This is a genomic window from Rouxiella chamberiensis (genome assembly GCF_026967475.1).
GTDB lineage: Bacteria > Pseudomonadota > Gammaproteobacteria > Enterobacterales > Enterobacteriaceae > Rouxiella > Rouxiella chamberiensis.
In genome coordinates this window covers 3,625,438-3,648,931 of the sequence record NZ_CP114058.1, presented here as the reverse complement: position 1 = coordinate 3,648,931, position 23,494 = coordinate 3,625,438, and the positions used below count along the sequence as shown (strand labels likewise).

At 51.6% G+C, this 23,494-nt stretch carries 21 protein-coding genes and 5 pseudogenes; 15 read left to right on the top strand and 11 right to left on the bottom strand.

Annotated elements, in window-relative coordinates; all coding sequences use genetic code 11:
* Positions 1–321: 321 nt before the first annotated feature.
* The 5 genes and pseudogenes from O1V66_RS16935 (at position 322) to O1V66_RS16915 (ending at position 3,606) form a co-directional block, all read left to right on the top strand.
* Complete coding sequence (locus O1V66_RS16935) at positions 322–942, top strand: TetR/AcrR family transcriptional regulator (protein WP_045049673.1); 621 nt, start codon at positions 322–324, stop codon at positions 940–942.
* A 68-nt stretch (positions 943–1,010) separates the two neighbouring features.
* Positions 1,011–2,284 (top strand): annotated as a pseudogene (gene fabF, locus O1V66_RS16930) (beta-ketoacyl-ACP synthase II).
* 149 nt (positions 2,285–2,433) lie between these two features.
* The gene (locus tag O1V66_RS16925; RefSeq protein ID WP_269127913.1) at positions 2,434–2,703 is read left to right on the top strand and encodes a hypothetical protein; all 270 of its coding nucleotides are present in this window, start codon (positions 2,434–2,436) and stop codon (positions 2,701–2,703) included.
* Positions 2,646–3,287 (top strand): L-dopachrome tautomerase-related protein, encoded by a 642-nt coding sequence (locus O1V66_RS16920; protein ID WP_269127912.1) that lies wholly within the window; start codon positions 2,646–2,648, stop codon positions 3,285–3,287. The genes O1V66_RS16925 and O1V66_RS16920 overlap by 58 nt, the downstream gene beginning before the upstream one ends.
* Positions 3,271–3,606, top strand: a complete 336-nt coding sequence (locus O1V66_RS16915; RefSeq protein WP_269127911.1) for a hypothetical protein — start codon at positions 3,271–3,273, stop codon at positions 3,604–3,606. Before O1V66_RS16920 ends, O1V66_RS16915 begins: the two co-directional genes overlap by 17 nt.
* Before the next feature lie 87 nt (positions 3,607–3,693).
* On the opposite strand, the gene O1V66_RS16910 is transcribed toward O1V66_RS16915, so the two are convergent.
* A complete protein-coding gene (locus O1V66_RS16910; RefSeq protein ID WP_045049670.1) occupies positions 3,694–4,086 on the bottom strand; it encodes a hypothetical protein in 393 nt (130 codons plus the stop codon).
* Between the two features lie 349 nt (positions 4,087–4,435).
* Here O1V66_RS16910 and O1V66_RS16905 point away from each other — a divergent pair, with 349 nt between their 5' ends.
* From O1V66_RS16905 to O1V66_RS16895, 3 genes are read left to right on the top strand one after another with little or no spacing between them, the layout of a single operon-like run.
* Positions 4,436–4,732 (top strand): MrcB family domain-containing protein, encoded by a 297-nt coding sequence (locus tag O1V66_RS16905; RefSeq protein WP_269127910.1) that lies wholly within the window; start codon positions 4,436–4,438, stop codon positions 4,730–4,732.
* A complete protein-coding gene (locus O1V66_RS16900) occupies positions 4,615–6,282 on the top strand; it encodes an MrcB family domain-containing protein (protein WP_269127909.1) in 1,668 nt (555 codons plus the stop codon). The genes O1V66_RS16905 and O1V66_RS16900 overlap by 118 nt, the downstream gene beginning before the upstream one ends.
* Before the next feature lie 14 nt (positions 6,283–6,296).
* On the top strand, positions 6,297–8,747 hold the full coding sequence (locus O1V66_RS16895; protein ID WP_045049668.1) for a restriction endonuclease-like protein: 2,451 nt from the start codon (positions 6,297–6,299) through the stop codon (positions 8,745–8,747).
* A gap of 37 nt (positions 8,748–8,784) precedes the next feature.
* On the opposite strand, the gene O1V66_RS16890 is transcribed toward O1V66_RS16895, so the two are convergent.
* Positions 8,785–9,648 (bottom strand): YicC/YloC family endoribonuclease, encoded by an 864-nt coding sequence (locus O1V66_RS16890; RefSeq protein WP_045049667.1) that lies wholly within the window; start codon positions 9,646–9,648, stop codon positions 8,785–8,787.
* 128 nt (positions 9,649–9,776) lie between these two features.
* Here O1V66_RS16890 and rph point away from each other — a divergent pair, with 128 nt between their 5' ends.
* Positions 9,777–10,493 carry a ribonuclease PH gene (gene rph / locus O1V66_RS16885; protein WP_045049666.1) on the top strand — a complete coding sequence of 239 codons (717 nt, stop codon included), beginning with the start codon at positions 9,777–9,779 and terminating at the stop codon, positions 10,491–10,493.
* Positions 10,494–10,600: 107 nt separating this feature from the next.
* The gene (gene pyrE / locus O1V66_RS16880) at positions 10,601–11,242 is read left to right on the top strand and encodes an orotate phosphoribosyltransferase (RefSeq protein ID WP_045049665.1); all 642 of its coding nucleotides are present in this window, start codon (positions 10,601–10,603) and stop codon (positions 11,240–11,242) included.
* An 84-nt stretch (positions 11,243–11,326) separates the two neighbouring features.
* Here pyrE and slmA read toward each other — a convergent pair whose 3' ends face one another.
* From slmA to coaBC, 3 genes and pseudogenes are all read right to left on the bottom strand, one after another.
* Positions 11,327–11,923 (bottom strand): nucleoid occlusion factor SlmA, encoded by a 597-nt coding sequence (slmA, locus tag O1V66_RS16875; protein ID WP_045049664.1) that lies wholly within the window; start codon positions 11,921–11,923, stop codon positions 11,327–11,329.
* Between the two features lie 264 nt (positions 11,924–12,187).
* Positions 12,188–12,647, bottom strand: a pseudogene (gene dut / locus O1V66_RS16870) (dUTP diphosphatase).
* Positions 12,625–13,838: pseudogene (gene coaBC, locus O1V66_RS16865) on the bottom strand (bifunctional phosphopantothenoylcysteine decarboxylase/phosphopantothenate--cysteine ligase CoaBC). The pseudogenes dut and coaBC overlap by 23 nt, the downstream one beginning before the upstream one ends.
* A gap of 202 nt (positions 13,839–14,040) precedes the next feature.
* Here coaBC and radC point away from each other — a divergent pair.
* The 4 genes from radC to mutM all read left to right on the top strand — a co-directional run bounded on the left by radC (position 14,041) and on the right by mutM (position 16,408).
* Positions 14,041–14,721 carry a RadC family protein gene (radC, locus tag O1V66_RS16860; RefSeq protein WP_045049662.1) on the top strand — a complete coding sequence of 227 codons (681 nt, stop codon included), beginning with the start codon at positions 14,041–14,043 and terminating at the stop codon, positions 14,719–14,721.
* Positions 14,722–14,987: 266 nt separating this feature from the next.
* On the top strand, positions 14,988–15,224 hold the full coding sequence (rpmB, locus tag O1V66_RS16855; protein WP_005164747.1) for a 50S ribosomal protein L28: 237 nt from the start codon (positions 14,988–14,990) through the stop codon (positions 15,222–15,224).
* Between the two features lie 16 nt (positions 15,225–15,240).
* Positions 15,241–15,408 (top strand): 50S ribosomal protein L33, encoded by a 168-nt coding sequence (gene rpmG, locus O1V66_RS16850; RefSeq protein WP_004392084.1) that lies wholly within the window; start codon positions 15,241–15,243, stop codon positions 15,406–15,408.
* Between the two features lie 190 nt (positions 15,409–15,598).
* Complete coding sequence (mutM, locus tag O1V66_RS16845; RefSeq protein ID WP_045049660.1) at positions 15,599–16,408, top strand: bifunctional DNA-formamidopyrimidine glycosylase/DNA-(apurinic or apyrimidinic site) lyase; 810 nt, start codon at positions 15,599–15,601, stop codon at positions 16,406–16,408.
* Here mutM and coaD read toward each other — a convergent pair.
* The 6 genes and pseudogenes from coaD to rfaQ all read right to left on the bottom strand — a co-directional run bounded on the left by coaD (position 16,409) and on the right by rfaQ (position 22,309).
* A pseudogene (gene coaD, locus O1V66_RS16840) lies at positions 16,409–16,893 on the bottom strand (pantetheine-phosphate adenylyltransferase). It abuts the gene before it with no gap.
* Positions 16,890–17,672, bottom strand: a complete 783-nt coding sequence (locus O1V66_RS16835; protein ID WP_045049658.1) for a glycosyltransferase family 2 protein — start codon at positions 17,670–17,672, stop codon at positions 16,890–16,892. The pseudogene coaD and the gene O1V66_RS16835 overlap by 4 nt, the downstream one beginning before the upstream one ends.
* Before the next feature lie 3 nt (positions 17,673–17,675).
* On the bottom strand, positions 17,676–18,953 hold the full coding sequence (gene waaA, locus O1V66_RS16830) for a lipid IV(A) 3-deoxy-D-manno-octulosonic acid transferase (RefSeq protein ID WP_045049657.1): 1,278 nt from the start codon (positions 18,951–18,953) through the stop codon (positions 17,676–17,678).
* Positions 18,954–19,017: 64 nt separating this feature from the next.
* Positions 19,018–20,103: a glycosyltransferase gene (locus O1V66_RS16825; protein ID WP_045049656.1), complete on the bottom strand. Its 1,086-nt coding sequence runs from the start codon at positions 20,101–20,103 to the stop codon at positions 19,018–19,020.
* A 1-nt stretch (position 20,104) separates the two neighbouring features.
* Positions 20,105–21,233, bottom strand: a pseudogene (locus tag O1V66_RS16820) (glycosyltransferase family 4 protein).
* Complete coding sequence (gene rfaQ / locus O1V66_RS16815) at positions 21,230–22,309, bottom strand: putative lipopolysaccharide heptosyltransferase III (RefSeq protein WP_045049654.1); 1,080 nt, start codon at positions 22,307–22,309, stop codon at positions 21,230–21,232. The pseudogene O1V66_RS16820 and the gene rfaQ overlap by 4 nt, the downstream one beginning before the upstream one ends.
* 228 nt (positions 22,310–22,537) lie before the next feature.
* Here rfaQ and O1V66_RS16810 point away from each other — a divergent pair, with 228 nt between their 5' ends.
* Positions 22,538–23,494, top strand: a complete 957-nt coding sequence (locus O1V66_RS16810; RefSeq protein ID WP_045049713.1) for a polysaccharide deacetylase family protein — start codon at positions 22,538–22,540, stop codon at positions 23,492–23,494.

Genomic DNA, 23,494 nt, shown 5'->3' with positions numbered 1-23,494 from the left:
GACATTCTGCGGGGATTTTCTCAATGTAGGGTAATGAGCTTTGCCTGGTCTCTCGACTGAATTTTTCTGCTCAGGTGTGTGTCGGATTAGTTTATATAATCTTTATCGTTGATTTACCCCGCCATAAAGTGCTGCTTGTTGATTTTTAGGTCAGTGCTCGCATTAATTAATTTTCATTCCAAAAACGATAATTCCTTCTCTTTTACGCCCGTAAACTCTTGAGCGAATAAACATAGGTGTTCCATTCAGGTAACGAATGTGTATATTTGTCACCTGTTAACCTAAGCTAGATATAGCTGATGTATTTGCCTGGAGAGCTTCATGAAATCCGAAAAGCCGGTTGTACTGCCCCAGCGTGGTCCCGCTTTGCATGAGCGCCGAGAGCAGATTATCTGTGCCGCACTTGACCATTTCCGCCACTATGGTTATTCAAAAACCTCCGTGGCCGATCTGGCAAAAGCCATCGGCGTTTCAAGTGCTTATGTTTACAAGTTTTTCGAGTCCAAGCAGGCTATAGGTGAGGCGGTTTGCAGCCATTCTCTTGGGCAGATTGATGATGCCTTGAGAGACATCGCGGCCAGTAACCAGAGTGCCGCTGCCCGTTTGCGCGAGCTGTTCTCGTCTCTGCTGACCAAAAGTCTGGCGCTGTTTTTTGAAGAACGTAAACTGCATGACATTGCTGCTGTCGCCGTTTCAAATCATTGGGATTCGGCCAAGAATCATCGGGTTGCGCTCTACGGGATTTTGAAACAGGTCATCATTGACGGACGAGATTCCGGTGAGTTCGAATCCGAAACGCCGCTCGAGGAGGTCTGCATGGCTATCGCCAGCGTGATGACCCCCTTCTCACATCCGCTAATGCTTGAAGAGAAAACGCCCGAGCAGCTGAAAGAGCGGGTTATCGTCATCACGAATTTGGTTTTACGCAGTCTGACAAAATAATCCGACTGATAAAAAAGATGTGTAATTCACATCCTTACTTAAGCGGAATGGTCCGCAGAGGAATTAATATGACTCATCGTCGCGTAGTAATTACTGGCATGGGGGCGGTGAGCCCGCTCGGTTGTGACATCGATACTATCTGGAAACGACTGCTAGCCGGTCAGTCTGGTATCCGTGTGCTGCCAACCGAAATCAGCGAAACCCTGACCGTTAAAATCGGTGGTCAGGTTCAAACTGTGGAACAGGATCCTGAGTCTGGTTTTGACGCAGACCATTATGTGTTGCCGAAAGACCAGAAAAAATGGACCGCTTCATTCTGTTCGCCATGGCGGCGGCTGATAAAGCCATTGCCGAATCGGGCTGGAAAGCCGAAACCGCAGAACAGCAGGAACGTTCTGCAACCGTTATCGGTTCCGGTATCGGCGGCTTCCCGGCGATTGCCAATGCCGTAAGAACCAACGACACTCGTGGTCCTAAGCGTCTGTCTCCGTTCACTATTCCTTCCTTCCTGGTGAATCTGGCAGCGGGCCAGGTTTCAATCAAGCATCAGTTCAAAGGCCCAATTGGTGCGCCAGTTACCGCCTGTGCGGCGGGTGTACAGGCCATCGGCGATGCTGTTCGTCTGATTCGTAACGACGAAGCCGATGTTGCCCTGTGCGGCGGAGCCGAAGCGACGATCGATACCGTGACGCTCGCAAGCTTCGCAGCGGCGAAAGCCATGTCGACGGGTCATGAAGAGAGTCCAGAGCAAGCCTCGCGTCCATTCGACAGCGCGCGCGACGGCTTCGTCATGGGCGAAGGCGCAGGCATGCTGGTTATTGAAGAGCTGGAACACGCGCTGGCACGCGGCGCGAAACCGTTGGCCGAAATTATCGGTTACGGCACAAGCGGCGATGCCTACCACATGACGTCCGGTGCCGAAGACGGCAACGGCGCAGGTCGTGCCATGAAAATTGCACTGCGTCAGGGCGGGATCAAACCAGAACAGGTTGACCACCTGAACGCGCACGCGACCTCAACACCGGTCGGCGATCTGGGCGAAATCAATGCCATCAAAAACCTGTTTGGCACCGGCGACAAACTGGCAGTGACCTCCACCAAATCTGCGACTGGTCACTTGCTGGGTGCGGCTGGCGGTCTGGAAACCATCTTTACCGTGCTGGCCGTTCGCGACCAAATCGTTCCGCCTACGCTGAATCTGGACAACAAAGACCCGGCAGCCGAAGGTTTGAACATCATCGGTAATAAAGCGCAGCCCCATGAAATCACCTATGCCCTGTCCAACGGCTTCGGTTTTGGCGGCGTAAATGCCTGCGTATTGTTGAAACGCTGGGAAGCGTAATTCTCCCTTCTCTTCTCTAAAAGCCCGTTAATTCGGGCTTTTTTCTGCATGATCCTCATCCTTAATTATAATTATTTTTCACTCGTAGAGTTTTTGAAATAAAAATTCAGACTTTGCACGAACGGTTTTACCCGACAAGAGGGAAAATAATGAACAGGAGAAATTTCTGCAAGGCTTCGCTTATTTCCACGGCAGCGGCGGCATTGCTGGGCAATAATTTGGCGCAGGCAGCCATGAAAGCCACGGATTATGGGTTGAGTAAAGGGCTGGGTCCTGAGCTGCAACAGGTTGCGAGCCTGAAATGGCTGGCCAATGCCGTTACCGTTAGCCAATCCGGGCGAACCTTTGTCGGCCTGCCGCGTTGGCCGACGAACGAAGATACCCCTCCGTCGCCGAGCTTCTGCCTGATGGCTCACTGAACCCTTTTCCCGGCGGAAGCTGGAACGCGTGGCAGTCTGGTCAGTCAGGCGAAGACGCCTTTGTGATGGTCAATACCGTGCATATCTTTGATGACGACACGCTCTGGGTAGTCGATCAGGGTGATCCCAAACTTCCTCGCGATGCACAAAAGATCCTGCAATTTGATATTACAAGCGGCAAGCTATTGAAGAGGATCACCTTCAATGAACAGGTTCTGCCCAAGGGCGGCAATATCAATGACCTGCGGCTTGATGCACAACACGCCTATTTCACAGACTCCGGTCTTGGCGCCATTATCATTACCGATTTAAAAACGGGAACATCCATTCGGCGATTGGCCGCTCACCCTTCCGTAAAAGCCAATGTCGAACGCCCCGCGCTGGACGAAACCGGCACCGTAATGCAGAAAGAAGACGGCAGCCCGAAAATAGTCAACTCCGATCCGCTCGAGCTAAGCCCAGACGGCAAATGGTTATACTATCAGCCCCTTTCAGGCCCGCTTTACCGCGTGCCGACTGCCTCATTGCGTGATGAGAAACGTAGCGAACCAGGCCCTCGGCGAAGAAGTGGAGTATGTCTATGATACACCTGCACTTTCGGGCACGGCGATAGACACGCAGGGCAATATTTATATGGCTGAAGCGCAGCGGCCTAGAATTACCCTGCTGACGCCAGAAGGCGATTTGAAGGTTATTGTTGAAGACGACAGGATTTGGGGCCCCGATGCGCTGTTTATTACCCATCAGCGCGAGCTTTACATTCCGTGTCCGCAGACCGCCAGACTGGCCTATAACCGCGGTCCGAATGGTAAAGATCTCGTACAACGACCTTATAAAATCTTCAAAGTTAAACTGCCTGCGTCTCTCGGCGATCGCGAAAAAGTCCCGCCCGTTTCACGCTAGATTTCGGTCTATTGAAGTGAGTCATCATGAGGACCATAAAAAAACAGCAGGCATTGAGCCTGCTGCTTCATGAAGAGAGTAGGGCACTTAAAGGCCGTATGGGCGTGGGACTTCGTAATATTGACCCGATGGGTCGCGCTTGTAGTAATGGCCGTGGCTGACATAGAAACGCTCGCCGTGGTAATCCATCGGTGCGAGGTCAGGCGGCGCAGAATCATATTCATCTTCTTCCTCTGGCGGTGGCGGCGGTGGGCCATCGTCACGAGGTGGCGCGTTCACTTCAACGTATTGATCGCCTTGTTTCTGATAGTAATTTCCGTTCAACGCCCAGTAGGTCAACCCACCAATCACCACGGCCGCAGCAGCCTCAGGCAAGAAGTTGAATCCAGGTCCACCGTGACCACCACCGCCTCCGTGCGCCATTGCCAGCGTAGGAGTCAGCAGGCTCAGGGTTAATAGTGATGCAGCAAGCTTTTTCATTTCATTCCCCTCAGGGGTCAAACTTCAGACTAATACAAACTCTCCCGACTGATATAAGACCTAAACCGCCCGCCGTCAATCTCAACACCGCCTTTTACACACGCCGTTACAACTCAGTACGGTATCCTCACGGCGTGGAGGAAAACTGACAAATGGTAGGTAAAGAGTGAGTAAGTCTCATATTTATTTGTCTACATTATGACTTGGATGACAAGGGATTTGGTAGGTTGTAAAAGTTTATAAACCGCATATCATAAATAGCTGCTCAAATATCGATAAATTTTTGTTTTAAGTAGATGTATTCAATATTTTTCATTCTGCTTATAGACATTTTTTGGTGGAGGAAAGAATGCAATTGCAAAAAATTTTACAGGACTTTATGCAGGGCTGGGTGCAGGCCAGTAAAGAACCTTTTACTGCACACCCAACGGCTACCCTGTTCCGCCAAGATTTTTGTGCGAAAATTGCCGCTATCGTAAAAGCATTCGATCCACTTTATGAGGTGAAAGCCAGCGTCGGTGCTGGAAATTGGGCCAACGTTCTTGGCTATCAATCCTCAATCCAAAAATTACCAACACAACCCAAGAAGGGATTTATCCGGTTTATCTCTTTAACGCGGATGGCTCAGGTTTTTATTTATCTTTAGCTCAAGGAACAACAAATCCTACAAAAAAATTGGGCAAGGTAGCAGCTGAATTACAAGCAAGCCAAATAAAGGATAAAGTTTTAGCTCTGATCCCAGGTTTAAAAGAGTGGGGAATAAAGGATATTGACTTAAAGGCCACAACATCATTGGGGCAGTCCTATGAAAAGTCGAATATCACCGCCAAATATTACGATGTGAATAATATCCCTTCTGATGATAAGCTCCAGCAAGATCTCGAAACCCTCTTAGAGTTTTACAAGCAGATTGAAAATATTAGCTGGTTGCCGGAGAGTCCAATAATGGAAGAGAGCTTAGTCAACGTTGCTGATTTAACCTCACTATCTAAACCTTTTCTACTTCTTGCTGGTATTTCAGGTACGGGTAAAACTCGATTCGTTCGTCAGCAAGCGAAGGCAAGTAATCCCACTGGTGAATTAGGAGAAACGTACTGCCTAATTTCGGTGCGTCCAGACTGGCACGAGCCTTCGGATTTACTGGGTTATACCTCGCGCTTAAGTGGCGACAGTGAATATGTTACTACCGAAGTGCTGCAATTTATTGTTAAGTCATGGATTGAAATAACGCGGGCAGGTGTCGATTTTTCGAGCCGCACATTTGAGGGTAATCGAAATCATCTCGATAAAATTCGTCCGTTTTGGCTTTGCCTTGATGAAATGAATTTAGCCCCGGTCGAGCAGTATTTCGCTGACTATCTTTCTGTGTTAGAAACGCGAGATTGGCAGTGGTCAGGCGATAATTTCATGTACGACACAGATGCTTTATTAACCGCAAATGTTATTAATACGCTGTCTACAGTTGGGCAACAGAAAATTCGCCTAACTTTGGGATTGGCTGAGACCCAGTTTGATCCTCTTTGGCACTATTTCCAGACCTACGGTATCGGTATCCCCTTTAATTTGATTGTCGCAGGTACAGTCAATATGGATGAAACTACTCACGGATTCTCAAGGAAAGTCATTGATAGGGCACTGAGTTACGATTTTGGCGAATACTTCCCAAATAATTATGAAGAGTATTTCTCTCCGCAGTCTGCACCGAAGGTTTTTTCATATCCTATATGGTCTAATGCAAAATCTAGTAAAGACAAGCTGCCTGCAATAGATCAGGATGGGGCAAAAAGTATAGCTTTCCTAACGGCTGTAAATCAGGTGCTCAGTGATTCCCCATTTAAACTGGCGTTTAGAGCATTGAATGAACTGCTTCTTAGTATAATAAGTCATCAACCAAAAAGCGGGTCTGAACTTCAAGCTGTCTGGGATGATTTTTTAATGTGTAAGGTTTTACCTCGAATTGAAGGTGATGCGGACAAACTGCAGGGTAAAAAAGGTCACGATTCTCTCTTGCTGGAGCTGACTCAATTATTGGGATCACAGTTCAGTGAAATCTGGTATCTCGAAACAAGACCAGATCTGCATCGTGAACAGCTCGAAGGACTAAACAAAGTCATTTTCATACCTTGCCGCAGTAAAGCTAAACTTGAATGGATGCAAAAGCGGCTGGCTTTGGGCTTCACAAGTTTCTGGCCATAGAACGAGAGGGATGAATGTTAGATTTACTGAACATAAAGACTGAACATTTTGAATTCTCAATGTGGTGCAGCAATATCATTAAACGTCAGCAAGTTTATGAAACGACTTTAGATAAACGCGGTAAATATGAAGAGTCAGGCAGTGAAATTCGTTTTTCACCCGAGTTAACTCTTACCAGTGACGTCCTCGTTGAAGGGCAAGCCTCTGCGGTAGAGTATATAGACGGAGAGCTAAAGAAGATTTCTACGTTTCAAACATCAAGGCCATTATTTTTTGAAAACGTACAGTATCAGATGGAGTGGATTTTTAACGCTCCAGAAGTTGAGCAAGCCCAAATCGCTCACCGCTTACATTCTATAAACGAAGGTTTCCGTTTTACTCGTGGAAAAGGGAATAGTCCGCCAAGGTTGGTCGGAACATTAAATACTGGCAATGACGTTGGTTGGCTTAAATTACCTCTATTTTATGAGGTGGCGGGTCAGTTACACGAATTAACGATGTCGTTCGAAGTATTACCAACAAAAATGGATCTACACAGTGATCTTGCTGCGATGTATCAATCGATTGATAAGGCATATCCGCTATGGCGGTTTAGTTTAGCCGAGAGGACAGAGCAGGATTCCGCTCAAAGTAAAAGACGCGGCAATTTTCCCCTATTATGGCTGGCAAATTTCACGGCGCTTCGTATAAAGCTTGAAGAAAGTCTTAAAGTTATTGCTCAAGCTCCCCATAATCGCCTACAAAGTCACGCAGGCCATAGCAAAGCGGATCGTCTAAAAGGCAAACTTTCTTATCGCTTAACGGAACGTATTAGAGAAGATATTCGTGGCGGTCAAAAAGACAAAAGCTATTACACGGAAAAGAAATTTTTAAGCGTCGATACGCCTGAAAACCGTTTTATCAAAATGGTCGTTCAGCATAGTAAAGCGAGCTTGGAGGACTTCCATCATAAGCTTCAACAAGCAAATCAGTCTCCAGACAAGCAACGCCTTTCAACACAGTTTCTAGAAGAAATTGCGAGTTGGCAGATTCCCCTCACAAAAATGCAGAACCAAAATTTTTTACGCGAGGTTGGGGCATTTAATGGTCATACTCGAGAGTCGTTGGTTTTGCAGCAAAAGACGGGATACAGCACTGTTTACCGCATTTGGCAGCAATTGAAATTCTACCTTGATATTTTTGCTCATCAAGCCACGGTATCAATGAAATCCGTCGCTGAAATTTATGAAGTGTGGTGCTTTTTAACCTTACGAGAAATCCTAATCGATGAATTAGGTTTTAGAGATGTCAGTGTAAGTAAAAAGACGTTAGAAACTAACGATTACATGGAATATCAATTAAAGGATGGGTTTTCCGGCGCATTTGAATTTACACGTCAAGATGGATTAAAGGCTAGGCTAGCTCATGAGCCTATATTTTTTCCAAAAGGTAAAATAATTCGTTCCTATTTGGTAACGCAACGTCCAGACATTCTACTTGAAATTATTTTCCCTGAAGGAAAAAAGTGCATCTGGCTATTTGATGCAAAATACCGTATCAAAACGAAAAGCGATAGGTTTGATAATTCAGATATCCAAAAAATAGATTTTGTGCCAGACGATGCTATCAACCAAATGCACCGTTATCGCGATGCACTAATTTGCACCACAAATCAATTCAATGCCCTTAGCTCATCAGTTTCGAAGAAAACTCGCCCTATCTTTGGTGCATTTGCTCTTTATCCAGGCTATTTCGATCAAAAAATCGAAAACAATCCTTACCATGATGCAATTGAAGATGTAGGGATTGGAGCATTTGCGATGCTTCCTGATGAAAGTATTGAAGGTGAAAAGCGTCGTTCAGGGCGGAAGTGGTTAATAGACTTTTTAAAAAAACAACTCGGTGTTACAGAGTCAGCTTATGCAGCACAAGAATTACAGGAAAAGCTGTTAACGAGCAACCCTGCACGTATTCCTCATTACGGTATGAAGCAAATATTGTACCCCGACTTATTAATGACGGCAGCGTTAGGGGGAATGAGCGGGCGACATGCTTCCTATATGGCGGCATTTAACTCAGGGGATTTTCGTTGGTATCACCTAAAAAAGGATACCTTTTTGCAAAAGTACGAGTCTCATGTTGTGGATGAAATCCGTTTCCTTGCATTAGCTGGTACGTCTTTAACGGATTCGACCACAAAACAAATCGAAAGAATTTGGCCTGTTAATAAAGTTACGCTCGTAAGAAGATCACAAATTACTGTGGAACAGGCTGGGAAAAGCTCAGATTCGGAAGAGTTGTATTATCTTTTCCATCTTGGAGCAGCATTAACATTGAGCAAACCAATTCTCGGCGTTCCTCATCGGCCGATCCTCAATTCCCTAAGATTTACGACCCTGACTCGATTGCAGAAAGCTCATCGATTCAATGAGGTCGAAGCAATTTACAGAGAAGCTTTGATATCTGGCATTAAAAAGCCCGCCTAAGCGGGCTTCTACACAACTTCACGATACCCAAACAACATTACTCGATATTCTGAATCTGCTCGCGCATTTGCTCGATAAGGACCTTCAGCTCGATGGCGGAGGTGGTCACGTCTGAGTTGATGGATTTCGACGCCAGCGTGTTCGATTCTCGGTTGAATTCCTGCATCATAAAGTCCAGACGGCGGCCAACGGCTTCCGGTTTTTTGAGGATTTTATGGGTCTCTTTCACGTGGGCTTCGAGGCGATCCAGTTCTTCGGCGACGTCGACGCGTTGCGCCATCAGCACCAGTTCTTGCTCCAGACGGTTGTTTTCAAGCTGAACCTGCGCGTCTTCAAGCTTGCTGACTAGACGCTCGCGCTGCCACAGCAAGACGTTTGGCATCTGGGCGCGGACTTTGAGCACTTCGGCGCTTACGCCGTCGAGGCGTTGTTCGATAAGCGCTTTAAGGGAATCGCCTTCGCTTTCGCGAGCCAGAATAAAGTCATCCAGCGCGCCGTCGAGCGCGACCAGCAGTTCATTGCTGATGGCGTCGAGATCTTGTTCTTCGGCAACCATCACACCCGGCCAACGCAGCACGTCGAGCGGATCGATTTCACCTTCGTCACTTTGCATTTTTACCCACTGTGCCGCTTCGACCAGCTGTTTAGCCAGTTTTTCATTGAGCTGCAAGGTGCCTTGAGCACTTGGGTCGAGGTCAAAACGCAGGTTGCATTCAACCTTGCCGCGAGTCAGTCGAGCGCGGACTCGTTCACGAATAACCGGCTCCAGACTGCGAAACTGCTCGGGCAGACGGATATAGGTTTCAAGATAACGTTGGTTGACGGAGCGAAGTTCCCACGCTGCGCTGCCCCAGTTACCCTTTATTTCACGTCGGGCATAAGCGGTCATACTACGGATCATGTCTGTGTACCTGTTAATGTAAAGATGAAAGGATTATAGCTTCGCTGAACCCGTCATGATAGGCATTACCTCACTAAGCCCGTATAATGCGCAGCCAACTATGATTTGCGAGCCGGAGAACAACCCCCATGCGTCCAGCAGGCCGAAATGCACAACAAGTGCGCCCCCTAACCCTGACCAGAAACTACACAAAACACGCTGAAGGTTCTGTTTTGGTTGAATTTGGTGATACCAAAGTCCTTTGCACCGCGACGGTTGAAGAAGGGGTTCCACGCTTTCTGAAAGGCCAGGGTCAAGGTTGGATCACGGCCGAATACGGCATGCTGCCGCGTTCTACGCATAGCCGTAACCCGCGTGAAGCGGCGAAAGGCAAGCAGGGCGGCCGTACTTTGGAGATTCAGCGCCTGATTGCCCGCTCACTGCGCGCCGCCGTTGATTTGAAAAAACTGGGTGAGTTCACCATCACGCTGGACTGCGACGTCTTGCAGGCCGATGGCGGCACCCGTACTGCTTCCATTTCAGGCGCTTGCGTAGCGCTGGCCGATGCCCTTAACGCGCTGGTCGCGGCAGGCAAACTGAAAGCCAACCCGATGAAAGGTCTGGTTGCGGCGGTTTCTGTGGGTATCGTTAAAGGCGAAGCACTGTGTGATTTGGAATATGTAGAAGATTCCGCCGCTGAAACCGACATGAATGTCGTCATGATGGAAGATGGCCGCATGATTGAAGTGCAGGGCACCGCAGAAGGTGAACCGTTCAGCCATGAAGAGCTGTTGAGTTTGCTGGCCCTCGCCCGTGGGGGTATCGACACTATCTTCCAGGCGCAGAAAGCGGTTCTGGAAAGTTAATGATTTAGGCGACTTTATAAGTCGCCTTTTTTATATTGATATCCACGTAGTGAGTGGGTGCAATGAGATAAATTTAATAAATTAAGAACACACGAGGAAAAGTCCCCATGAAAGCCTATCAGCGCCAGTTTATTGAGTTTGCATTGAACAAACAGGTTTTGAAATTCGGCGAATTCACCCTGAAATCTGGCCGTGTCAGCCCGTACTTCTTCAATGCAGGCCTGTTCAATACCGGTCGCGACCTGGCTTTACTGGGACGTTTTTATGCCGAAGCGCTGATCGACTCGGGTATCGACTTCGACCTGGTCTTTGGCCCGGCTTATAAAGGTATTCCGATCGCGACTACCACGGTGGTTGCACTGGCGGAACAGCACGAGCGCGATGTGCCTTACTGCTTCAACCGCAAAGAAGCGAAAGACCACGGCGAAGGCGGCACGCTGGTCGGCAGTCCGTTGCAGGGTAAAGTCATGCTGGTCGATGACGTGATAACCGCAGGCACCGCAATTCGTGAATCGATGGAAATCATTAATGCCAATCAGGCTACGCTTGCGGGTGTGCTGATTTCTCTTGACCGTCAGGAACGCGGTCGTGCGGATATCTCGGCCATTCAGGAAGTTGAGCGTGACTATGGCTGCAAGGTCATCTCAATCATTACTCTGGCTGATTTGATTGATTATCTTGAAGAAAAAACCGAGATGGCCGATCACCTGGCCGCGGTTCGCGCCTATCGTCAGCAGTACGGCATCTGATAAACGTCGTTGACGCGATAAAAATAAAAGGGCCTTCGGCCCTTTTTTGCGTTCTGTCATTCTTTCAAGAAACGTGAGACAGGCTTACAGCAGCTGTGCAGCTATCAATGGCCAGCGGGTATCGAAATCCTGCGTTGGGCGATATTTGAATTCAGAACGCACAAACCGTGACAGTAACCCTTCGCAAACCGCCAAAAGTTGGCTGGCCAACAGGGTTTCGTCTGTCTCGAAACCACTGCCTTCACGCATTTTCTTCTCGCGCAGCACCTGACGAAGCTGAACTTCAATACGCTCGAACAACTGATTGATTCGGCCTTGCAGGCGGTCTTGTTCAAACATGAGCGCATGCCCGGTCATAATGCGAGTCAGGCCCGGATTACGTTCGGCAAAGCCAAGCACCAGAAGCAGAATGAGACGAAGCCTATTTAGCGTTTCCTTTTCATCCTGCAAAATCAGGTTAATACGGGAGATCAAACTGTCCTCGATGAACTCGATTAAGCTATCAAACATCCGCGTTTTGCTGGGAAAATGGCGGTAAAGTGCTGCCTCAGAGACCCCGACACTGGCGGCAAGTTTTGCCGTCGTAATACGCTGGCTGCCATCGCTGGATTGCAGCATCTGCGCTAACGCCTGCAAAATCTCCTCGCGCCGGTTCCTTTTGGTATTTTCTTTTTCTGCCATGTCTGAATAGACCCTTGCTTAAAACGGCTCAAATATAAAAAAACCGAACAATTGCCGCATCAATCAGATGACTGTGCGGCTTTTTTGCCCCTGCATGTCGAGTGGCGACGCAGACTTCGTGTCGACACAAAATTTCCACGACCATGGGCAAAGCCCGTGAGGTCACGCGCAGTGGGCATTCATTAATTTTTATTGTATCGGTTTGATATAAATAAGGATCTGTTCAATATCCTGCGGCCCTGCACCGCGATGTTGAACAGATTCTTACTGGCGTCCTGAGTGACCGAAGCCACCTTCGCCGCGGTTCGCTGCTGGTAAAGTCTTCAACCAGATTAAATTCCGCCTGGACTACGGGCACGAAAACCATCTGGGCGATGCGTTCACCAGGTTCGATTGTGAAGGTGGTTTGTCCACGGTTCCATACGGATACCATCAACTGGCCTTGATAATCGGAGTCGATCAAACCCACCAGATTGCCGAGTACCACGCCGTGTTTGTGACCCAGACCTGAACGCGGAAGAATGACTGCGGCCAGATTGGCATCGCCAATGTGGATAGCCAGACCGGTTGGCAGCAGCGTGGTTTCACCCGGATGCAACGCGACCGCGGCGTCCAGCACGGCACGCAAATCAAGGCCTGCGGAACCTGGGGTGGCGTAGGCTGGCAACGGAAAATCTTTGCCAATGCGTGGATCGAGGATCTTAATGTCTATTTTTTTCATCATAACGGCTGACTATCTCATTGAGTAAAGCTTGGGCAAGCTGCTGTTTATCGGTGAGCGGTAAACGCAGATCTCCATCTTGCCAAAAAAGATGCAAGGCATTGGTATCGCTATTAAAACCATGCCCGGCAAGGGATACATCGTTGGCGCAAATCAGGTCCAGATTCTTCCTGATCCGTTTTTGTTGCGCGTATTCTTCCACATTCTGTGTTTCAGCGGCAAACCCTACGACATAGGGACGATGTGCTTTCATGGCACCGACACCGGCCACAATGTCAGGGTTTTTCACCATTTTGAGGGTGATTTCATCGCCCTGTTTTTTTATTTTTCTTCGGCGACCGCGACGGCGCGATAGTCGGCAACGGCGGCACAGGAGATGAAAATATGCTGTTCGGCAATGCTGGCGCCAACTGCTGTCTGCATTTCAAGCGCCGTGGTGACATCTACTCTTGAAACCCTGACCGGCGTGGACAAGGCAACCGGGCCGCTGACAAGCGTTACCCGTGCGCCGCGTTTGGCGGCCGCTTCGGCAATGGCAAAGCCCATCTTTCCGGAGCTGTGATTGGAGATATAACGCACGGGATCCAGCGCTTCACGCGTAGGGCCGGCGGTCACCATGATATTCAGATGCTGCAAGTCCTGACGGGGTGAAAAGTGTTCAACCGCCATGTCGACAATGACCAGCGGGTCGAGCATGCGCCCCGGACCGACGTCGCCGCAGGCCTGACTGCCCTCGTCGGGTCCCCACAATAATGTGCCGCGCGCCGCCAGCTGCTGCAGGTTTTCCTGCGTGACGGCGGCGCGATACATCTGCTGATTCATGGCAGGAACAACGGCAACAGGCGCGGCGGTTGCCAGACAAATCGTGGTCAGCAGGTCGTTGGCCATGCCCGCGTTGATGCGGGCCAGAACATCGGCGGTCGCGGGGGCGACAATCACCAGATCGGCCCATTTGCCGAGCTCGATGTGACCCATGGCCGCTTCGGCGGCGGGATCCAGCAGCGAGTCGGAGACGGGATAACCCGATACGGCCTGAAGGCTGAGCGGCGTGATAAAAGCCTTTGCCGCGTCAGTCATGACAACGCGCACTTCAGCGCCGCGATCGCGTAAACGCCTTACCAGCTCGGGTGCCTTGTAAGCTGCGATACCGCCGCTGACGCCGAGCACAATATGTTTGCCGGAAATTCCCGTCATCATGATTGTCCGATTGAGAGTCTTGAGAGGCGATATTTTAGCATAATGATTATTCATGACAGCTATACGGTTTCGTTATTAGCGATGAAGGCTCTGCATCCTGCGAGCTGTGCTGGAGAATCAAAGCGTAGTGAAACCGCCGCCGGACGGGCTGTGCGACAATTTTTGCCGACGAGATAATTTTCGATAAAAAGGCACAACGGTGAAAAATCATAATCGGGTCTGGCAGCACGGCGCAGGGCCACGCGAGAAACTTATCGAGCTGGGGGCGGCCAGCCTGTCGGACTGCGAACTGCTGGCCATTTTTCTGCACACGGGTGTGCGCGGCATGAATGTTATGGCGCTCGCCGAGAGTCTGGTGGCGCATTTTGGCTCGATATACGAGATTTTAGGCGCGGATTACGCCGCCATTGTCAGCTTTCACGGCATGGGCGCGGCCAAGTTTGCCAAGTTATCGGCGGTAACCGAACTGACGCAGCGACGTTACGCGGGTCAGTTGGCGCGTGAAAATGTCCTGCTCAACCCCTCGATTACCCGTCAATATTTACAAAATTTGCTCTCCGATCGTGAAAGAGAGGTCTTTTTGGTACTTTTTCTCGACAATCAACACCGTGTTATTCGCCATGAGGAGATGTTTGCTGGTACCATTAGCAGCGTCGAAATTCATCCGCGTGAAATTGTGCGCGAAGCGATGAAGGTTAATGCGACGGCGCTGATTCTGGCGCATAATCACCCGTCCGGCAAAGCTGAACCCAGTTTTGCGGACAGAAGGGTAACCGAACAGATAATAAAAGCGTGCCAACTGCTGGATATTCGCGTACTCGACCACCTGGTGGTAGGGGGCGGAGAAACGGTTTCTTTTGCCGAGCGCGGTTGGATTTAGCCTATTTTTGGAGATCCTTTGGGATCTTTAGCTGTTCGGGACTTGAGCACTTACGCTCTAGAGCGTATACTACGCCACCTTTGAGAATCTTGGGTTTGGCGTTAAGAGCCTATCTCAGCAGGTTTCGGCCTGATGATATACGGTTTTTACCCGACGACAGTGAGTCGGTTCTCAGTGGAGTTTGCTGAGATGGGCTCTCAAAGCCTGACGAGGCGGCCATACCCTATACGAAGCTCGAGCTGATTTGATTTTTGGAGAATAGACACATGTCCCGAGTCTGCCAAGTTACTGGCAAGCGCCCGGTGAGCGGTAACAACCGTTCCCACGCAATGAACGCGACCAAACGCCGTTTTCTGCCAAACCTGCATTCCCATCGTTTTTGGGTTGAAGGTGAGAAGCGCTTTGTAACTCTGCGTGTATCTGCTAAAGGTATGCGTGTGATTGATAAGAAGGGTATCGAAACGGTTCTGGCCGAAATTCGTGCCCGTGGTGAGAAGTATTAAGGAAAGGAACTGAAACATGGCTAAAGGTGTTCGCGAGAAGATCAAGCTGGTTTCTTCTGCTGGTACTGGTCACTTCTATACCACCACGAAGAACAAGCGTACTAAGCCGGAAAAATTGGAACTGAAGAAATTCGATCCAGTTGTCCGCCAGCACGTGATCTACAAAGAAGCTAAAATTAAATAATTTTAGTGGATTAATAAAAACCCGGCCTCGGCCGGGTTTTTTTATGCCTGTTGCCTCCCTCGCACTTGAAGCCACTGCTGTGTTGACTACACTCACTCACCCCGGCCACTGACTTGTGTCAGCTATCGGGAGGGCGTTCATTCACCGCCTTGCTGTGTCGCCCATTATTTTGGATAGAGGAATTAGCACAATGCCGGAACTACCCGAGGTTGAAACCAGCCGCCGTGGGATTGAACCCTATTTGGTGGGCCACACTATTTTGCATGCCGTGGTGCGCAATGCCCGCCTTCGCTGGCCGGTCTCGCAGGAAATCATGGAACTTAGCGATCAGGTCGTGATAAGCGTGCAGCGCCGCGCCAAATATCTGCTGGTCGAACTGAAAACGGGCTGGATAATCATTCACCTCGGCATGTCCGGCAGCCTGCGCGTGCTGGCGCAGGAGAGTGAGCCTGCCAAACATGACCATGTGGATTTGGTGATGGATACCGGTCACGTCCTGCGTTATACCGACCCGCGCCGTTTTGGTGCCTGGCTATGGACGCAGAGTCTGGAAGGCAGCAGCGTGCTCTCGCATCTTGGCCCCGAGCCGCTCAGCGAAGCTTTTAACGCCGATTACCTGCGCGAAAAATCGCTCAAGAAAAAATCGCCGATCAAGCCGTGGCTCATGGATAACAAACTGGTGGTTGGCGTCGGGAACATATACGCCAGCGAATCGCTGTTTGTGGCGGGGATTTCGCCCGATCGCCCGGCGAATTCCCTGACGCACGAAGAGTACGCGTTACTGGTTTCGACGATTAAGGCCGTGTTGCTGCGCTCCATCGAGCAGGGCGGCACAACACTGCGCGACTTTTTGCAGTCTGACGGCAAACCGGGCTATTTTGCCCAGCAGCTTCAGGTTTATGGTCGCGCCGGTGAACCTTGCCGTGCATGCGGCACGCTGATTGAAGTCAGCAAGCACGCGCAGCGCAGCACGTTCTTCTGTCGCCGCTGCCAGCACTAGTTACTCGGCGGCAATCCGTTCGAGCAGCGCGTGGGTGATGTGCTCGGGCAGGAAAGGCGTGATATCTCCCCGTGTCGCGCCACCTCTTTTACCAGTGAAGAAGAAATAAACGACCACTCCTTCGACGGCATCAGAAATACGCTTTCCAGCGTCGGCATCAGGTGCCGATTCATGCTGGCGAGCTGCGTCTCGTATTCGAAATCAGACACCGCACGCAGGCCGCGCACCAGCACGTTGGCCTGATGCTCTTTGGCAAAGTTCGCCATCAGCGAGCTAAAGCCGATCACGTCGACGTTGGCGAGATGCGAGGTTGCCTGCGTCGCCAGAGCCACGCGTTCATCCAGCGAAAACAGCGTTTTCTTGTGCGGACTGGCCGCTATCGCCAGAATCACCTTCTCGAACATCAGTGAAGCGCGAGTCACGAGATCAAGATGCCCATTCGTCAGCGGATCAAAGGTGCCTGGATAGATTGCCTTGGTGCTCATAGTGGCTCGCTCTTTTGCAGTTGATGGCTGAATGCCCAAAGGGCGGCATACTTGTTGAAAGTATACTGTGCGTTCACACCGGCAAGAATCAACCCCTGTTTTCCGTCAAGGAAACCGGCGCGCAGGATCCAGGTTTTGAAAAATGCCCCCAGCGTATGGCTGATGATAGAGAAGAAGCTACAGCGTTTACCCTGCTGGTGGCGCTGTTTCGCCCAGGCCTGGGCATAGTTTGTCTGCTTGCGCTGGAAGGCGAAAAAATCGCGGCAGGTGAGATGCAGCAGGTCGCCTTTCAGGTCGATAATGCGGGCGCCGTTCGTGTTGAGCGATTCATGCACCCAATCATCGTTATATTGATATTTATCAGCCTGATAGAGACGGTTGACGCGGTCGGGATACCAGCCGCTGTGGCGCATGAAGCGGCCCAGAAACAGATTGCGACGGCCGATACGGTAAACCGCATTGTCTTCTGGCTGGCGCAGACACTGTTCGATGGACTGACGCAGTGCCGGCGTGACGCGCTCGTCGGCATCGATCATCAAAATGTAGTCGCCGCTGGCATGGCTTTGCGCGCGTTGCCGCTGTTGGCCAAATCCCTGCCAGTCGGCGTTTTCAAAGACTTTCGCCCCGAGTTTTTGCGCCAGCGCCCGCGTGCCGTCGCTGCTGCCCGAGTCCAGCAGGATGATTTCATCCGCCCAACTGACCGAGACGAGACACTCTTCCAGCAGTGATGCTTCGTTTTTGGCAATCAGCACCACGGAAAGACGTTTTTTGGCAGACATCGATTAGTGACTCCGTGGAGGAAGATAAGGCTCCATCAGCTCGAGAAGGCGATGCAGCGCGCCCTGATTTTGACGCAGCACATCAACCGCATGACGACCGTAATATAAACGATAGTCTTCATCGGTCAGCAGGGTGGAAATCTCTTTCACCAGCGAGGCGCTGTCGGAAACCGTGATCAGGCCGTCGGCCTTGGCCAGCTTGGCGCAGATATCCTTGAAGTTGAAGGTATGCGGGCCCATCAGCACAGGAATGGCATGCGCAGCGGCTTCCAGCGGATTATGACCGCCTCGCTCGACCAGACTGCCGCCTACAAAGGCGATATCGGCAATTCCGTACAGCAGCATCAGCTCACCCATGGTGTCGCCAATGACAACCTGCGTCTGGGCGGAAGGCACCTGACCGGTGCTGCGCTGAATATAGCTCAGGCCCGCTTTTTGGGTCAGGTCGCAGGCTACCGGGAAGCGCTCGGGATGACGCGGTACCAGAATCAGCAGCAAATTCGGGAAGATTTTGAGCAGTTCACGATGGGCTTCAAGCAGCACGGCTTCTTCGCCGTCGTGAGTGCTGGTGGCAATCCACACCTGACGACGCGAAGCCCATTGGCTGCGCAAGGTCAGCGCCCGCGCAGCGAGTTCGGGCGTGACGGAAATATCGAATTTCAGGCTGCCGGTAACGGCAAGATGGGAACGCTTCAGGCCGAGCGAGATAAAACGCTCGCCGTCTTCGGCGTTCTGCGCCGCGATCAGGGTGATTTTCTTCATCAGACCCTGAATAAACTTGCCGAGTTTGCCATAGCCTTTCGCCGAACGGGCAGACAGGCGCGCATTGGCAATCACTAGCGGAATTTCGCGCTGATGCAGGGCCGAAATCAGGTTTGGCCACAGCTCGGTTTCCATGATTATCACAAGCTTTGGGCGAACCTGATCGAGGAAACGTTCAATGGAACCCGGCAAATCGTAGGGAAGATAGACGTGGCTGACGTCTTTGCCAAAGGCAGACACCGCGCGCTCTGACCCGGTCGGGGTCATGGTCGTTACCGTGATTGGCAGAGAAGGGTAGCGATGACGCAAGGCTCTGACCAAAGGCACCGCCGCCAGCGTTTCACCCACAGACACGGAGTGCAGCATAATGCCGTCCGGCACGACCTTACCTTTACAGAATCCATAGCGCTCTGCCCATCTTTTACGATAGAGCGGTGCTTTCCGACCACGCATCCACAGGCGGATCCAGATCAGCGGCTGGATGAGGTAAAGAAGAACGGTATACAGCGCTTGTAACATAATATCCGTAAAATCTAGGGGTAAAGGCGGAATTCTAAATTTTAACCGCCGCCAATGCCATAAGTTATTTTATTGCCAGCGCCGCATAGCGCCCGCAAATCGTCTGCAGGCTGAAGTGCGTCAGCGTGTCTGGGTCAATCGCGGGAGGATTGTCGTAAATCGTTTTTATCGTCGCCGCCAGCGCCGGGGCGTTGAGATCGGAAAGCCCGCGCGCCCATTCACCGGTCAGGATTTCGGCCGGCCCTCCCGGACAGCGAGTGCTCACCACGGGCGTATCAAGCAGCAGCGCTTCGACCAGCACATTGCCGAATCCTTCGCTGTCGGAGCTTAAAATCAGCACGGCGGCATGGCGAACAAAGGGATAGGGATTCGATTGAAAACCCTTGAAGATAACGCGATCGGCAACGCCCAGGCGCGCAGCCAGCGCATGCAGCTTTTCGGTTATCTCGGCCTTTCCCTGCCCCAGCAACACCAGCGGTGCCGTCACGCCACTCCGGGCATAGGCTTCGATGAGCCGGTCATGGCGTTTGGTTTCATGAAAACGTCCGACATGAATCAGATAAGGCGCAGCGGGCGTGTCGATGGGCTGGTCCGCCGCCTTGCGAATGGCGTCGATATCAAACGGGTTATAAATAATCTCGAGCCTTGCGGGCGTAAGATTGAACTGCCGAGTAATGTCGTCACCCACCGCGCGCGATACCGCCACAATATTGCGATGCTGATACACCCCGCGGATTTTGCGCTGTTTTAGCCAGCGGTCAAAACCGGTTCGATGGCCGAGATACGAGGTCGAAAACATGCCGTGCAGGCAGAACCAGACTTTGGAGAAATCTAGCACGCGGCTTTTAGCCACGATGCGGTCGGTTTTATGCAGGTTCGACAACACCAGATCGAAGGGGCCGGCGTCGCGCAGCGCCATGTCGAGCTGTGCCGCGCGGCGTGACAGTTCGGTCAGCTTGCGCCACGGTTTGCGGTTTTCGTCTTTGATGACGACGTAATCCAGCCCCTGTGGCAGCGTGTATTCGCAAACCTCGCGCAACGAGAACAGCGACACCTGATGACCCTGACGCAGCAAGCCTTCGGCCAGTGTCAGCACCACTTTTTCGGCACCGCCGCCGGGCAGACCGTCGATAATAAAGAGAGTACGCATGTCAGCTCAGCAGCTCCTGATAGAGTGAGATAAGTTGCGTCGAGAGCCGCTGCGGCGTGCAGTCGAGAATGGTGTCCCGCGCCTTTTCGCCTTCACGTGAACCCAGAGCCTGCTTCGGCAGCGCCATGACCGCGCTTTGCAGCGCATCGATGTCCAGCGCATCGCAGACGTAACCATTGCTGCCAGCCCGGATAAATTCGGAGCCGCCGCAGGTTGGCGTCGTGATAACCGGCAAACCGCAGGCCATCGCCTCGAGGATCACGTTCGGGAACGGGTCATAGAGTGTGGGCAACAGCAGGGCATCGGCCATCTGATAAAACGGCAGCGTCGAGGTTTGCATGCCGAAAAAATGCACGCGATGGCTGCAACCCAACGTCGCACACAGCGCCTGATAGCGTTTTTCGTCTTTATCTTTGCCGACCACCAGAAGATGGCGATCCGTCGGCGCAATCGCTTTTATTGCCGCCTCCAGCCCCTTGCGCTCAAACCCTGAACCGACATAAATCAGGCAGGTGGCCTCTACGGGGAGCTGATATTGCCTGCGCAAGGCCTCTCGCCCGGCCTCGGTCGGAGGGAGAAAGCGCTGGCTGTCGATGGCATTGTAGATGACGCGGATCTTGTCGGCCGGTACGCCAAACTCTTGAATAATCTCCTGCTTCACCATGTCGGCGTTGCAGATAACCGCTTTGAGTTCGGGCGCGGCATACATCTGCTGTTCGGCCTGCATGACGTAACGGTGATAGCGGTCGGCAAAAAGCTGCCTGCCTTTCCAGCCCGGCAATACGCGTGCGCGCTGCTCAAGCCAGCGGCGGTGCACGCCGTCTCCGGCACGATACAGGTCACAGCCGGGAATGCGCTCGTGGCTCTGCACCAAATCGAAATCTTCTTTCTGCCACAGACTGCGCGCCGCGTTGGCGAATCCGCGGTTCGCGGCTGATACGGCCCAGTTTCCACGGGTCGCAGATATGCACTTTCCAGCCCGGTTTCACGTCGCCCTGCCATTGGCGGGTGATAACGTTCAGCTCGAGATCCTGATTCTCCAGCGCTTCCAGCGCGCGGGAGACAAAACGTTCTGCGCCGCCGTCGGGGCGATATTTTTGACGCACCAGCGCCAGTCGAAAATGTTTCATGGAAGTAACCTGTCTGCCGCATCAATGACTGCCTGAGCGGGAATGGCATCAAGGTAGCGTTCTGAAGTGTGAGTGTCGATGTCGTCGGGGTCAGGAAGCGGGCCGAAATCGCCGGCCCAGATAACCTCGCCCTTGGCCTGCCAGGGTTTCCAGAAGGTCAGCTTGGAAGGGCCAAACAACGCAATAAGCGGCGTTTGCAGCGCTGCGGCCATATGCATCGGGACCGAATCCACCCCGATAAACAGCGCCGCCTTGTCGATAAGCGCGGCTAGCTGACGCAGCGTCAGTTTTCCGGCCAAAGACACCGTATGGGCGTCGGGACAAAGTGCGAGGATTTTATCGACCATCTCCAGCTCGCGTTTGTCGGGTCCGGCGGTGACCAGAATAGGGAAACCGCGGGCCGACAACGCGCGGAATGTCTCGGCCATCTTCTCTTCGGTCCAGCATTTGAAAAACCAGCGCGAGGTCGGCTGCACGACAATAAAGGGCAGTTTTACATGATGGGCGTGCAGCAGTGCGCTTACGGCAAGCTCGTCCTGGGCTGAATAGCTCATGGTCGCCTGGCTCGCAGGCGGCGCAAGATTGAGTGGCGCGAGAATGGCGAGATTTTGCTCGACGGTGTGCAACTGGCCGTGACCCTGGGTGCTCACAAGCTGGGTATGGCATGCGGTCCATAACTTGCCGCGTCGCTTGGCGAAATCGAATCCGAGGCGTACTCGCGCGCCGGTCAGTCGCGTCACAATTGCGCTGCGCCACTGGTCTGCAAGATTGACGACCAGGTCGTAATCGCGCCGCATCAGTTGACGGGCAAGCCTGATTTCGTGGCCGATATGCGCCCGCACGCCCTGTTTTTTCCATTGGCGATCAATGGTAAACAGCTGCGACAGCGCGGGATGGCTGGCCAGCATGTCGCGCGTTTCGAGATACATCAGCATATCGATTTCGGCGTCGGGAAAGTGCTGGTGCAGCGTATTGATAACCGGAGTGGTCAGCAGCATATCGCCGTGATGACGTAGCTTGATAATAAGGATACGCCGCGGCGGAGTAGGCATTGTTTGTGCTGAAACCTGAGTCATCTTAAGTCGCTATTCAAAGATTTAGGTTACCGATTCTAATGGAGCCTGAAGAATGTGGCTACTGTTCCAGACCGTTCTTGCTATAGCTTGAAAAATATCAAAGAATAGACAACAAATTTTATTTAACGTTGTCGAATGAGCAGCGATATCAAGTTTTTTCTGATTAGGCGCGTACAATCTGCCGGCCTGACACGCAGAAAACTTTTTTGTGTTTTTATCGAGCAATTTATGACTAAACCCGCGTTTATTATCACAATCGACACCGAAGGCGATAATCTTTGGCAGAAGCACGACAGTATTTCTACCGAAAATACTCATTATCTGCCCCGATTCCAGGCGCTGTGTGAAAAGTATGGCTTCAAGCCGGTCTATCTTACCAACTATGAAATGGCGATGGATGCGCGCTACGTCGAGTTTGCCACTGACGTTATCCGCCGCGGCGCGGGTGAAGTCGGCATGCATCTCCATGCCTGGTACAGTCCGCCCCATACGCCGCTGACCGCCGATGACTGGCGTCACAAGCCCTATCTGATTGAATATCCGCGAGATGTTATTCGGGCCAAGGTCGATCACATGACCAAGTTGCTCGAAGATGCCTTCCAGACCAAAATGTTGAGCCACCGCGCCGGTCGCTGGGCATTTAACGAATACTACGCCTCGCTGCTGCTCGAATACGGCTATCAGGTGGATTGCTCCGTCACGCCGCATGTCAACTGGGCCTATTCACCGGGCAATCCCGACGGACAGGGCGGCACCGATTATCGTCACTTCCCGAGCGACGCCTACTTCCTTGACCCTGAGAATATCAGTCGTGCGGGGCAGTCGACCCTGCTCGAAGTGCCGATGAGTATTCATCTCAAGCATTCGGCGTTGATGAACAGCCTCAAGCAGAGCTATGACGCGCTGCGTGGCAAGAAACGTTCCCCTTCGGCGCTGTGGCTGCGTCCTTCCGGCGGAAACCTGGAAAAGATGAAGCAGGTTGCTACGCGTAGCCTCGCACAGGGTCATGATTACGTAGAGTTTATGCTGCACTCCTCCGAATTCATGCCGGGCGGCAGTCCAACGTTTAAAAACGAGCAGGATATCGAGGTGCTTTACCGCGATCTGGACCAACTGTTTAGCTGGCTCAGCGAGCGTACTGTGGGATTAACATTGGCTGAATATTATCAGCGGAAAGTGAAATAA